Origin of the sequence: Ensifer sp. B1-9 (assembly GCF_050474445.1) — a bacterium.
Classification (GTDB): Bacteria; Pseudomonadota; Alphaproteobacteria; order Rhizobiales; family Rhizobiaceae; genus Ensifer.
In genome coordinates this window covers 244,888-257,231 of the sequence record NZ_JBCHVG010000003.1, presented here as the reverse complement: position 1 = coordinate 257,231, position 12,344 = coordinate 244,888, and the positions used below count along the sequence as shown (strand labels likewise).

The 12,344-nt window shown below is 63.1% G+C and carries 11 protein-coding genes; 8 read left to right on the top strand and 3 right to left on the bottom strand.

The features are described 5' to 3' along the window. Window positions 1-158 precede the first annotated feature (158 nt). Genes araG through ACQ5BM_RS06925 form a run of 3 tightly spaced genes read left to right on the top strand, consistent with a single transcriptional unit; the run spans window position 159 to window position 3,526 of the window. Entirely contained in the window at window positions 159-1,691 is a 1,533-nt protein-coding gene (gene araG / locus ACQ5BM_RS06935) for an L-arabinose ABC transporter ATP-binding protein AraG (protein WP_429809510.1), read from the top strand. Continuing rightward, window positions 1,688-2,638 carry an L-arabinose ABC transporter permease AraH gene (gene araH / locus ACQ5BM_RS06930; protein WP_429809509.1) on the top strand — a complete coding sequence of 317 codons (951 nt, stop codon included), beginning with the start codon at window positions 1,688-1,690 and terminating at the stop codon, window positions 2,636-2,638. The genes araG and araH overlap by 4 nt, the downstream gene beginning before the upstream one ends. Before the next feature lie 3 nt (window positions 2,639-2,641). After that, window positions 2,642-3,526: an aldose 1-epimerase gene (locus tag ACQ5BM_RS06925; RefSeq protein WP_429809508.1), complete on the top strand. Its 885-nt coding sequence runs from the start codon at window positions 2,642-2,644 to the stop codon at window positions 3,524-3,526. A 134-nt stretch (window positions 3,527-3,660) separates the two neighbouring features. Here the strand turns inward: ACQ5BM_RS06925 and ACQ5BM_RS06920 are convergent, their stop codons facing one another. The 3 genes from ACQ5BM_RS06920 to ACQ5BM_RS06910 all read right to left on the bottom strand — a co-directional run bounded on the left by ACQ5BM_RS06920 (window position 3,661) and on the right by ACQ5BM_RS06910 (window position 6,209). After that, window positions 3,661-4,680: a 2-dehydropantoate 2-reductase gene (locus ACQ5BM_RS06920; RefSeq protein ID WP_429809507.1), complete on the bottom strand. Its 1,020-nt coding sequence runs from the start codon at window positions 4,678-4,680 to the stop codon at window positions 3,661-3,663. Window positions 4,681-4,743: 63 nt separating this feature from the next. Beyond that, on the bottom strand, window positions 4,744-5,598 hold the full coding sequence (locus ACQ5BM_RS06915; protein ID WP_429809505.1) for an EamA family transporter: 855 nt from the start codon (window positions 5,596-5,598) through the stop codon (window positions 4,744-4,746). After that, on the bottom strand, window positions 5,595-6,209 hold the full coding sequence (locus ACQ5BM_RS06910) for a nitroreductase family protein (RefSeq protein WP_429809503.1): 615 nt from the start codon (window positions 6,207-6,209) through the stop codon (window positions 5,595-5,597). Before ACQ5BM_RS06910 ends, ACQ5BM_RS06915 begins: the two co-directional genes overlap by 4 nt. Window positions 6,210-6,316: 107 nt before the next feature. On the opposite strand from ACQ5BM_RS06910, the gene ACQ5BM_RS06905 reads away from it, so the two are divergent. The 5 genes from ACQ5BM_RS06905 to ACQ5BM_RS06885 all read left to right on the top strand — a co-directional run bounded on the left by ACQ5BM_RS06905 (window position 6,317) and on the right by ACQ5BM_RS06885 (window position 12,272). After that, window positions 6,317-7,207, top strand: coding sequence for a LysR family transcriptional regulator (locus ACQ5BM_RS06905; RefSeq protein WP_429809502.1), 891 nt, complete (start codon window positions 6,317-6,319; stop codon window positions 7,205-7,207). Between the two features lie 119 nt (window positions 7,208-7,326). Beyond that, window positions 7,327-8,511, top strand: a complete 1,185-nt coding sequence (locus ACQ5BM_RS06900; RefSeq protein WP_429809500.1) for a glycoside hydrolase family 5 protein — start codon at window positions 7,327-7,329, stop codon at window positions 8,509-8,511. A gap of 200 nt (window positions 8,512-8,711) precedes the next feature. Further along, on the top strand, window positions 8,712-10,544 hold the full coding sequence (locus tag ACQ5BM_RS06895) for an adenylate/guanylate cyclase domain-containing protein (RefSeq protein WP_429809498.1): 1,833 nt from the start codon (window positions 8,712-8,714) through the stop codon (window positions 10,542-10,544). A 91-nt stretch (window positions 10,545-10,635) separates the two neighbouring features. After that, window positions 10,636-10,809: a hypothetical protein gene (locus ACQ5BM_RS06890; protein WP_429809497.1), complete on the top strand. Its 174-nt coding sequence runs from the start codon at window positions 10,636-10,638 to the stop codon at window positions 10,807-10,809. Between the two features lie 296 nt (window positions 10,810-11,105). Further along, entirely contained in the window at window positions 11,106-12,272 is a 1,167-nt protein-coding gene (locus ACQ5BM_RS06885) for a tlde1 domain-containing protein (RefSeq protein WP_429809495.1), read from the top strand. Window positions 12,273-12,344: the final 72 nt, after the last annotated feature.

Genomic DNA, 12,344 nt, shown 5'->3' with positions numbered 1-12,344 from the left:
ATCACGATTGTTTTGGGCCAGACCGACCCAAAACAATAAAGGTGTTCGATTCTCGTAATCTAGAGCGGGATGCAGGCGGAAAGCCGCGCACACGTTTCCTCATCCCGCTCTATCGACCCGGCGGCCCGTCCGCCGGGCAATCCGCCTCGGAGCCGCGCATGCAAGATTTCCTCGAATTCCGGTCCATCTCCAAAGGCTATCCCGGCGTCCAGGCGCTGTCGGACGTCTCGTTTGCCGTGCGCAAGGGTGCCGTTCACGGCCTCATGGGCGAGAACGGCGCGGGCAAGTCGACGCTGATCCGCCTGCTGTCCGGTGACCAGGCAGCCGACGAGGGTGAGATCCGTATTGAAGGCGAGGCGCAAGGCTATCGCTCCGTGCGCGATGCCTTTCGGGCCGGCGTCATCGTCATCCATCAGGAACTGCAACTCGTTCCGGAACTGACGGTGGCCGAAAATCTCTGGCTCGGCCACTTCCCTGGCAAAGGTGGAGTCATTGATCGCCGGCAGTTGATCCGTGTCGTCGGCGAGAAACTCGCGGAAATCGGCATCGACGTCGATCCGTCCGCCAAGATCGCTTCGCTCTCGATCGGCGAGCGCCAGATGGTCGAGATCGCCAAGGCCGTCATGCTCGATGCACGTGTCATCGCGCTCGACGAGCCGACGTCGTCGCTGTCTTCACGCGAAAGCGAGATCCTGTTTGCACTCATCGAGCGCCTGCGTTCGAACGGCACCGTGATCCTCTACGTATCCCACCGCCTCGACGAGATTTTCCGCCTCTGCGACAGCCTGACGGTGTTGCGCGACGGCAAGCTTGCCGCCCACCATCCTGACATTTCCAAGGTGACGCGCGACCAGATCATCGCCGAGATGGTCGGGCGCGAGATCTCCGACATCTGGGGCTGGCGGGATCGCGATCTCGGGCCCGAGCGTCTGCGCGTCGAGGCGATCGCCGGGCCGAAACTGAATACGCCTTTAAGCTTCTCCGTCCGGCGCGGCGAAATCCTCGGCTTCTTCGGCCTGATCGGTGCAGGCCGCAGCGAGATGGCGCGGCTCGTCTATGGCGCGGACACGCGCTACCAGGGAACGGTCGAGATCGACGGTGAGAAGGTACCGGCCGACAGCCCGCCGCAATCGATCCGCGCCGGCATGGTGCTGTGCCCGGAGGACCGCAAGTTCGACGGCATCGTTCAGGGGCGCAGCATCGAGGAGAACATGGCGATTTCGTCGCGCCGGCACTTTTCGCCCTTCGGCATTCTCGATCTCAAGAAGGAAGCGGAGCTTGCCGACCGCTTCATCACCAAGCTTCGGGTGCGCACGCCCTCGCGCAAGCAGGACATCATCAACCTGTCCGGTGGCAACCAGCAGAAGGTCATCCTCGGTCGCTGGCTTTCCGAACAGGGCGTGAAGGTGCTCGTGATCGACGAGCCGACGCGCGGCATCGACGTGGGCGCTAAGTCGGAGATCTATGAAATCCTTTACGAGCTCGCCTCCGAGGGCATGGCGATCGTCGTCATCTCCAGCGAGCTGCCGGAGGTGATGGGTATCACGGACCGCATTCTCGTCATGTGCCAGGGCCGGATCGCAGCCGAAATCGCGCGCGCCGATTTCGACGAACGCCGCATCCTCGCCGCCGCCCTTCCCGATCTGGCAAACGCCAGCGAACGTCCAACCGAGCAGGTTCAGCCGTCATGACTTCACTGAAAAAACTTCTTCTCGGCGAACAGGGTCTCGTCGTCATCTTTGCCGTCGCCTTCGCCATCGTGGCTTTGACGGTTCCGAACTTCCTGACCGAGCGCAACATGCTCGGCCTCCTGCAGTCGGTCGTCACCATCGGCATCGTCGCCTGTACGATGATGTTCTGCCTCGCCTCGCGTGACTTCGATCTCTCCGTCGGCTCCACCGTTGCCTTTTCCGGCATGGCCGCCGTCATGGCCTCGAACGCCTCGGGCTCGATTCTCGTCGGCCTCATCGCGGCGCTGATCTGCGGCGGCATCGTCGGCCTCGTCAACGGCGTGGTCATTGCGCACTTCCGCATCAACGCGCTGATCACGACGCTTGCCACGATGCAGATCGTGCGCGGCTTCGCACTGATTGCCTCCGACGGTCGCGCCGTTGGCATCAATGATCCGGCGTTCTACCAGCTTGCGCTGTCGAAGTTTCTCGGCGTCCCGACGCCGATCTGGGTTATGGGCATCTTTTTCGTCGTCTTCGGCTTCGTGCTCAACCGCACCGTCTTCGGCAAGAACACGCTGGCGATCGGCGGCAATCCCGAAGCCTCGCGCCTCGCCGGCGTTAACGTCTCCAACATGCGCATCTGGGTCTTTGCACTGCAGGGCCTCGTCTGCGCCGTTGCCGGCGTTCTCCTTGCCTCACGCATCACCTCGGGCCAGCCGAATGCGGCGACGGGCCTCGAACTCTCGGTCATTTCGGCCTGCGTGCTCGGCGGCGTCTCGCTCGCCGGCGGCCGCGCGGCAATGACCGGCGTGATCGTCGGCGTCCTGATCATGGGCATCGCCGAGAACGTCATGAACCTGCTTAACATTCAGGCCTTCTACCAATATGTCGTACGCGGACTGATCCTTCTGCTGGCCGTGCTGCTCGACAATCTGCGCTCGGCCGCCGCCGGCCGTCGCAGCTAACGCATGGCGGAAGACACCGTCCTTCTCGAGAATGACGCCGGGCTCACCGTCGAAGTGAGCCCGTTCGGCGGTGCCCTCCTCTCCGTCCGCTGGCGCGGCACTCCCGTGCTCGCGCCGACGCCGGCTCCGGGGCTCGCCTCGCAGATCTTCGGCGCCGAAGCCTGCTTCCCACTCATGCCCTTCGGCAACCGCATTAAGGACAATCGCTTCCACTTCGAAGGTCGCGATTACACGCTGGCGCCCAACACGGCAGACCTCCTCGTTCTGCACGGCGATGCCTGGCTTGGGCGCTGGTCGATCCTTCGCCGGGACGGACATTCGCTTGCGCTTGCCTACCTACAGGAGGTGAGCGCCGCCACGCCCTTCGCCTATGAGGTGGTGCAAACGGTGACGATTGATGGTTCGAACCTGACGCTTTCGCTCGCCGTCACCAACCGCGCCGCACAGGCGCTGCCCTATGGACTGGGCCTCCATCCCTATTTTCCGCGCACGCGGGGAATGCGCCTCTTTGCCCACGCCGATCGTTACTGGACGGAACGGGAGAACCACCTGCCGGATGCAATGCAGCCAGTTCCGCAAGATTTGGACTTCACGGCCGGTGCGGCTCTGCCACCGGGCTGGCTGAACAATGCCTTCGAGGGCTGGGATGGCAAGATGCGCATCGAGTGGCCGGAAACCGGCCTTGCGCTTTCGCTTGATGCGGACGAGGCCTTTCGCTTCTTCGTCCTCTATTCGCCCTCCATCGATGCCGACTTCTTCTGCTTCGAGCCGATGAGCCACCGACCGAACGCCCACCACCAGGCAGAACGCGGTGGTCTCGTCAGGCTGGCACCGGGAGAAGCCCTGAAAGGCACCGTCACGTTGCGGGTCGATCAACTCGAGCTCTGAACGACCCAGCGGCTGCGACTGGCGGGATCGCCGAAGTAGCGACACGGGTGCGCCATCCTGGCTTCGAGCGTCGGGCATTATGCAGGACTGTCTGCGGTGCCGAGCGCCTGTCTGCGAAAACAGGACCCCTCTTTCTATCCTGGGCGCGCACTCTGCCTGAGATCGGCAAGCAACGCATCGGCCTCCCACGCCTTCGGCCTGGAGGCGGCTGCTTCCTTGACCAGCGTGCACAGCCGCGCGTTGACCGGTGCCCGACGACCAAGCCTTGCCGCAAGCGCGACGACTGCGCCATTGATCCAATCCACTTCGGGGAAGCGGCCGGCGGCAAGGTCGTCGGCCATCGACGAACGCGCCGTGGCGTCGATCTTCAGCATGCGGCCGGCAATGATCCGGAACAGGGCATCCGGCAGGCTCAGGACGGGCGGCAGCCAATCTGGTGGCAGCGGTGTCAGACGTGCCGGCTGAAGGCGTTCCTCAGCGGCCAGAAGCGAAAGTGCTTCCCGCTGGGCAAGCGCCAGGCAAAGGCGAAACCCCCGCATCTGGAGCTCTTCACGCAACGGCAAGCCGGAAAGCGCGTTGATTGCGTTGTTGAGGTTCATCAGCAGCTTCGCCCATTGCACCGCTTCCATGTCCCCGCGCAGGTCGAGTGCCAGTCCCGCGGCCCTGAAGAGCGGTGCGGCCGCGGCCGTCACCGGGTCGTCCTCGACAGCAATGCTCCCTTCCGTTGCACGATGCAGATGAGCCGGGTCGGGTGCGGTCACGTTGAACGGAACCATGCCGCGCAGGATTTTGGCAGACGGCAGCAGTTGCTGCAGGATCGCTGTGTTGCTCACCCCATTCTGGAGGCTGAGGACGGGAATGCCGGAGCGTAGCATCGCGCAGAGCTCTTTCGCAGCAATCGCGGTCTGCCCGGATTTGACCGTCAGGAGGATGAGATCGCAAGCCGCCAGGCAAGAAACAGACTCGAAGTAGACGACCCGTTCGGGCGCGACGAAATCGTCACGTCCGTCCAGATCGGTAAGGCGCAATCCGTTTTTCTGCCAGGCCGCACCGCGGGCCGAGCGGCCGACGAAAATGACCTCCGCACCACCAGCCAAAAGGCACCCGCCGACAAAACCGCCGACCGCGCCGGCGCCGAACACTCCGATCTTCACGACACCCGTCCTCCCCGCATGCCTGGGAGTATAGGCCGGCATCATCGCTTTCCAACTCGTCGTTCACGATCGAGCGGAAACGCGTTGACTGAGCCAGATGCTGCCGACGACCGACAGGACGCCGACAATCTGAAAGGCACTCAAGGACTGGCCGAGGAATACCCATCCGAGCAGGACGGCTGTTAGCGGGCTCAGGAAGAGAAGTGCCGAGACCGCCGCCGATTCCAGCCGGCCGATGCCGCGAAACCAGAGAACATAGGTCAGCGCCGCGCCGATCAGGCTCAGCCAGGCGAGCGCAAGCAGATTGGGAACGGTCGGGAACGGCACCGCCGGCTCGAAGGCAAGAGCGACGGGAACGAGGAGCAAACCACCGGCCGTAAGCTGCCAGGCCGTGGACGTGAGCAGCGATTCCGGCGACTTCCATCTTCGGGCCAGGACGTTGCCGAAGGCCATGGAAACTGCCCCGGCAAGACCGGCTGCGATCCCGACCTCGTCGAGTGCGGCCTGCGGTGTCAGCACCAAAAGAGCCACACCGACAATTCCGACCATGGCCGCGACAACTGATAAGGGACGGATCGGCGCCTTCAGGAGAAGCGCCGCAATGAAGACGACGATCAAGGGCTGGACTGCCGCAACGGTTGCTGCGACGCCGCCTGGAAGCCGATAGGCGGCGACGAACAGCATGCTCAGAAAGATCGAAATGTTGAGCGCGCCGAGCGCAAAGGCGCGGAACCACCAGATGCCGGTCGGCAGTCGCCGGACGATCAGCAGCAGGAGCAATCCGGCTGGCAACGCGCGCAACAGCGCGACCGTCAGCGGGGAGAACCCCTGCAGGAACTCGGTGGCGACGATATAGGTGCTGCCCCAAATGACGGGGGCGATTGCCGTGATGGTGATATCGGAAAGGTCGGCTTTCATGAGAAGTGAAGAACCTCGTCAAGCGGCCGGCGTGGTTTTTGCGGCCAGTTTCCGGGTGCCGCGCGGCCAACCGCGACAAGCATTGCCGGCAGTTCATTCGGCCCCAGATTGAATTCCTGCGCCACGCCTTCAGCATCGAATCCCCCCATTGCGCCGGACGACAGTCCCAACGCTTCGGCGGCGTAGATCAGGGTCGCGGCACCGAGCGTCGCCGAACGCACCGCTTCGTCGCGGGCAACCTTTGCATCGGCATATTGCGCGCGCACGGCTTCCTGCCAGCCGGAGACCATCTCGGTTTGCATGTGTCCGGTCTCGACGAAGGGGCGCAGCCTGGCAGCGAGCGCCGCGTGATCGGGCAACAGGCCGCAGATGATGAAGGTCACGGCGGCTTCCGAGATCTTGGATTGCCCGTGCGCCACATCACGCAGCCTGGCTTTGCCTCCCGGCGTGCGCACGGCAATGAACCGCCAGTTCTGAAGATTGTAGGCCGTTGGCGCGCGGGTCGCGAGGCGCACCAGTTCCTCGATTTCCGCGTCCGCCAACGCATGGGTCGCGTCGAACCGATTGGCGGACGCGCGCTGTTCGATGAGGGCGATCATGGGATGTGTCATTCTTTCGGTCCGATGATGGAAGGTCATTCGGATCGACCGTATTGAAATTACCAGAGATTGATAATATCGCCATCTTATAAGATATTATTGACCATTGGGAAATTATCATGGACCGTTATACTGCCCTCCAGGTCTTCCGCCATGTGGCCGAACTCGGCAGCTTTGCCGAAGCCGGGCGCAAGCTCGGCCTGTCTCCTGCTGCGATCAGCAAGAATGTTGCCGAGCTCGAAGCCAGCGTCGGCGCGCGGCTCATCAACCGGACCACGCGACGCATGGCGCTGACGGACGAGGGCACACTCTATCTCGAGCACGTCGTGCGCGGACTGGATGCATTGAAGGATGCCGACGCGGCGCTCTCGCCCGTCCGGCGGACGCCGGGCGGGACGTTGCGCGTCGCCGCCCCGATGACGGTGACGCTGATGCGGCTTTCCTCCGTCATCCCCGCGTTCCTCTCCCGCTACCCGGACCTCAAGCTCGATCTGCATCTCGACGACAGGCGTGTCGATATCGTGCGAGAGGGGTTCGATCTCGCCATTCGCGGCAGCGACAAACTGGAGGATTCGAGCCTGATTGCGAGAAAACTCGCAGTCATGCCGCATGTCGTCTGTGCGGCACCCGCCTATTTCGAGGCGCATGGCGAACCTACCGATCCCGCGGACCTGAAATCGCACAATTGTATCCGCTTCAGTCTTTCGGGCCATGCGGACTTATGGGAGTTTCGCAAGGGCGGTCGAACGGAGAAAGTGACCGTGAAACCCCGCTATTCCGTGACGTCAAGCCTTGCCGTTCGCGACGCACTGCGCGCCGGCTTCGGAATCAGCCTGATACCCCGTCCTTATGTGGAAGACGACCTGAGGAACGGTCGACTGCAACGCGTACTCTCCGACTGGGATACGGTCGAAACCACGCTCTACGCCATCTACCCCTCGCGACAGCACGTCGCCCCAAAGATCCGGGCGTTTCTCGATTTTCTCGCCGAAACATTCAGCCGCCCGTAATTGCGCGCCCGCTTGCAGCGATCAGGCCGCGACAAAGTCTGCCCCTGTTCCCTGGGGAACATCGGCGATGCGATGCGCCAGGTTACCGGCACTCGAACCAGTGCTCCAAGGATGACCTCATGCGCTTGCTTGCCGCCACCCTCTTCGCTTTCAGCCTTGCCGGCCCGGCCAATGCGGCTGATCTCATGGCGTTCTGGGACAAGCCGCAGCATGGCGGCAACAGCTTCAATCGGCTGCCGCCGGACGAGGCCTACTTCAAGGCGTTGGCGGGCTATGGCGCCACCTGGGTCCGCCTTTCCTACGACAAGTGGAAGCCGGCAAAACGCGACTACCTGATCGGCGACGCCGACAGATATGCGGGCATTCCGGCCGCCGATCTCGAAACGTTGAAGGCGACGCTCGACCGCGCCGACAAGGCCGGCCTCAAGGTCGTGATCGCTCCACTATCGCTGCCAGGCATGCGCTGGGCCCAGAACAACGGCAACACATTCGACGGTCGGCTTTGGCGGGACAAGGCCTGGTGGGACCAGGCGGCGAATTTCTGGCGGGATCTGGCGCGCGAATTGAAGGACCATCCGGCGCTCGCCGCCTACAACATCATCAACGAACCGGCGCCGGAAAAGAACAACGGCCTTGCCGAGCACGCCGATCCGCAGGCGATGCGGGCCTGGTACGCCAGCAAAAAAGGCAGCGCTGCGGATCTGAGAGCCTTCTACGAGACCATCATCACGGCCATCCGCGCGGTCGATCCGACAACACCCATCATGGCAGATGCCGGCTGGTATGGTGCAGCTGACGCGTTTTCCTACTGGCCATCGGGACTCACGGACCAGAAGGTGCTCTACAGCTTTCACATGTATGAGCCCTATGCGGCGACGAGCGCGCCCAACATCAAGCGCGACAAGCCCTATGCCTATCCGGGCAAGGTGCCCTTTGGCGAAGGCGAAGAGACCTGGGACAAGGCGCGAATGGCCGGCTATCTGGCAAAGCCGGTGCAATGGGCCAAGGACAGCGGCATCCCGCTCAATCGTCTCGTTGCCGGTGAATTTGGCTGCATGCGGCGCTGGTCCGGCTGCAAGACCTATCTCGAGGACGTGTTGACCGCGCTCGACAAGGACGATCTGCACTGGGCCTTCTACAGCTTCCGCGAAGATGCCTGGGATGGCATGGACTACGAGCTCGGCTCGAAGACCGTGGGCTGGAAATATTGGCAGCAGATGGAAGCCAGCGAGCGCGACATGACGCCGCGCAAGTCGACGCCGGAGTTTGCGCCCATCAGCAGGCGCCTTGCCAATGATCCGTGATCAGTATTGCCGGAGCGCTTGGAATCGGGCTGTACCGGTGGTCGAACCGTCACAAAGCGCTCCATTGCGATGCCCATCGCGTCTCGGCCTTCGCCCGACCAACCGGACCCGATCCGCTTGGAAAAAGGGCAAGAATCGTTAGAACAACTTTTAACCTTGCAAGCGCCGCGACGTCCGTGGTGCCGTTTGAAACTTGAGGCATGTCTGTGGAGACGACCGGGGCGGCCGACGCCGACACACGTAAGCGAACCATTTCCCTGTCACGCACGCTGGCGATCGTGATGGCGGCGTTGGTGGCGCTGACCGCCGCCGTCATCCTCTCCGTCGTCTGGTATATGTCGGCCGGTGCAACCCGCGAATTGCTCGCCCAGTCGGCCCATCTCGGCCTCGATGCCGTCCAGACGAAAATCGGAAGCCGGTTCGCCCCGGTTGAGGACCAGCTGGCGTTCCTCGCGAAGGAAGTCGGGGCCGGCCGCCTCGATCCGAAAGACACGTTGGCCCTGGAGCGTGTAATGACTGGTGCCCTGGCGGCGACCCCGCAGGTTCGCGTGCTCTCCTTCGTCAGGCCAAATGGCGAAATCTTCGGTGTGACCCAGGGCCCCAAGGGCGTCTTTTCCTTCGCCGACACCATCAAGACCGACAACGAGCGCACGGAGATCGACCAGGCGCGCCGCAGCGGCAAAGCCCAATGGGGACCGGTTTACTTCGTGCCGGACCCGGCGATACGCACATCGGTCACAAACCGACAGCAACCGACAAGCACAGGAGGCCAGTTTGCCGGCGTCTTCAGGGCAACGATCACGGTCGATGCCATTTCGGACTTCCTGCGCCAGATCGCCGTCTCGAATCCCGGGACGACACCCTTTGTCCTTTATGGCCGCGATCAGGTACTCGCCCATCCCCTGATGGCGTCGGGCCATCCATTGTTATCCGCGGCGCACCGGTTGCCGAAGCTTAACGAACTTGGCGATCCGTTCCTTGCCGCACTGTGGGAGGGGGAACCTCAGACCTTCCACGATTCCGCACTGGAGGCGCGCTTTGTGGAAGCGGGCCAGGACGACCGTGTCATTCTCACCCGCGAGATCAGCGGCTATGCACCGGCCCCTCTTATCGTCGGCGTAGAGATACCAATCGAATCCCTGGAAAAACCGATATGGGACCTGCTGCGCGCCGGCATAGCCGGGCTCGTGGTCCTGCTCGCAGCAATCGTCATTGCCTGGGTCGTCAGCCGCCTGATCGTTCGCCCGGTCGCCAGCATGGCGCATGAGGTCCGTGCCGTCGGCATGCTCGACTTTGCGGCTCTTCACCCCCTGCCCGGCAGCCTGTTCACGGAGTTGAACGAGCAGGCGCGGGCCTACAACACGATGTTGACCGGGCTGCGTTGGCTCGAAACTTACGTGCCGAAGAAACTGGTGCGCCACCTCCTTGGAAGCGGCGATCTCGTCTCGACGCAGCGAACGGTGACGATCATGTTTACCGACGTGGTCGATTTCACCGCCACGGCCGAAAAGACCACCGCTGCCGAAGTCGCCACGCTCCTGAACAGACATTTCGACTTGCTCGGCCGTTGCATCGAGGATGAAGGCGGCACGATCGACAAGTTCATCGGCGATTGCGTGATGGCATTTTGGGGCGCCCCGGATGACCAGCCGGATCACGCCGATCGCGCCATGCGCGCGGCCCGCGCCATTGCCCTCGCGGTCGCGGAGGACAATGCGGACCGGCGCCGGCAGGGGTTGTCTGCCCTCCGCGTGCGCGTCGGCGTCCATTCCGGTCCGGTCATTTCGGGCAATATCGGCATGAGCGGGCGGTCCGCCTATACGATCGTCGGCGATGCGGTGAACGTGTGCAATCGCCTGGAGCAGTTCGGCAAGTCGGTGGCGCCGAATGAGGAGATCGTCGTGCTCCTGAGCGGTGAAACAGTCGGTTTCCTGACCGAAGACCGCTCCGACCTCACATCACTTGGCAAACACTGCCTTTCCGGTCGGACGGAACAGACGGAGATTTTCCGGCTGCCGACCAAAGCGGGATAAGCGGCCCGCCGATACCGCCGAGCCGCTCAGATCGCTGCCATTCACCTTCGGGAGAAATGGGCCGTGCGCCGGCTGTCGATATGCCTCCGCAGTGACGGACAATGGACGCCGCCTGCGCGCAGCCTTTTCGGTCCTATCGCAGGCGATGGACAATCCTGAAGCGCATTCGTCGGCCGACAGCGCGCGCCGCGAGCAGACCCTTTCAGAATTTCGGATGGTCGCTGATAAAAATGCTGCTTTTCGCCGGCTGGAAAGCAAAATTTAACCATACTTCTCCATCTTTTGTCCATCAGTCGTCAAGAAGGGGACAATCCGGAAAGTCGCGTAGCGATGGTCGCTCGCCGGCCTGAGGGCCTTTTGCGTGAATTTCTGGCTTGATTTGCGTTGTTGAGTAAGATCATTCGCCCACAGTCTTTGAATCGTCTGTTGCGTCCATTGCTGATCACTTGCTGCGGCACCGCTCTTGTCGGCGCGGCTGCGTGGTCACTCGTCGGCATGGTCGCGGTGGGCGGTTCCTTTGCGCATGGTTCGGGCCGCCTGCTGCCCAAACCGCAGCTCCACTTGGCTGAAAAAACGAAAGAGCGCGCCTGGGACAAGCACGCCAGGGTCAACCAGGCGACGCGGCTCGTCGCGGCCGCCGCGGCGCAGCCATTCGTCTCCGCAACGCGATTTGCGAGCGATCTCGAATTCCCGAGAGATGCCGAATTGCTCGGCAAGAGCGCGCGTCTCGCAACGGCCGTGAAGAAAGCCGTATTGGCGTCCGAACAGCTCGCCAGCACCTCCGCTCCCGCGGTTTCCGCCCAATCTCGCCACGTGACCGCGATGGCCGGCGTAGCCGCGCCGGCCCGCTTCGCTCCGGCGACGACCGGTTTCGCCGACAAGCCGGCGATCCAGCTCGCCTATGCCACTCCGTCTCAGAGCCACGCGGAAGGCAGTGCGTTCTCCGCCGTGCTGACCGCGCCTCCCGAGGACGATCTCTCCGAACAGCCGGATCCGGACACGACGGATGATACGGCCGCGCTGCCGAGCCATGAAGACACGCCGTCCGTCGGTCCCATGCCGCAATTTCGGCCGCGCAGCGAACAAGCTGAGAAGCCCGCTGGCGAACCCGAGAGACCTGCGACGAAACAGGCCGAAGTCGAGGCGGCGATAAAGGCCGAAGAGACGGGGAAGCCGGCCGACCGCGAAATGCCAGTAAAGCCGAAGGTCGCTTATGCGCGGCCGGAAGATCCGACGGAAAATAGCTCCGGCACCGGCTTCGGCCAGGCGCTGCGCAACATGTTCGGCGGTGGAGCCAAGGCCGGAAATGGCGTCGCCGTCTACGACATAACCGCCGCCAAGGTCTACATGCCCGACGGCAGCGTGCTCGAGGCCCATTCCGGCATCGGCAAGATGGCCGACAATCCGCGCTACGTGGATGTCAAGATGACCGGCCCGACCCCACCGCACACCTACAATCTCAAGATGCGCGAGACACGCTTCCATGGGGTAGAGGCGATCCGCATGCTGCCGATCGACGGAAAGAACAAGCACGGCCGCGACGGCTTCCTGACCCACAGCTACCTGCTGCGCGGCAAGCGCGCGGAATCGCATGGCTGCGTCGCCTTCGCCGACTATCCGCGTTTCCTGACCGCCTTCAAGCAAGGCAAGGTCAAGCAGATCGTCGTGGTGCCGAGCGGCGGACGCGCGGCCGGCATGCGCCTGGCACAGAACGGCAGGAGCTCCTGACAGGAGCCGCCCGACAGTCGGATTGCAGGAGAAGGACGGTAAAGGTCTTCCGCCAAGGAGGAACGGGCATTA

Coding starts and splice junctions, on each gene's coding strand:
- araG (WP_429809510.1), top strand. CDS start 159: ATGCAAGATTTCCTCGAATTCCGGTCCATCTCCAAAGGCTATCCCGGC.
- araH (WP_429809509.1), top strand. CDS start 1,688: ATGACTTCACTGAAAAAACTTCTTCTCGGCGAACAGGGTCTCGTCGTC.
- ACQ5BM_RS06925 (WP_429809508.1), top strand. CDS start 2,642: ATGGCGGAAGACACCGTCCTTCTCGAGAATGACGCCGGGCTCACCGTC.
- ACQ5BM_RS06915 (WP_429809505.1), bottom strand. CDS start 5,598: ATGAAAGCCGACCTTTCCGATATCACCATCACGGCAATCGCCCCCGTC.
- ACQ5BM_RS06910 (WP_429809503.1), bottom strand. CDS start 6,209: ATGACACATCCCATGATCGCCCTCATCGAACAGCGCGCGTCCGCCAAT.
- ACQ5BM_RS06905 (WP_429809502.1), top strand. CDS start 6,317: ATGGACCGTTATACTGCCCTCCAGGTCTTCCGCCATGTGGCCGAACTC.
- ACQ5BM_RS06900 (WP_429809500.1), top strand. CDS start 7,327: ATGCGCTTGCTTGCCGCCACCCTCTTCGCTTTCAGCCTTGCCGGCCCG.
- ACQ5BM_RS06895 (WP_429809498.1), top strand. CDS start 8,712: ATGTCTGTGGAGACGACCGGGGCGGCCGACGCCGACACACGTAAGCGA.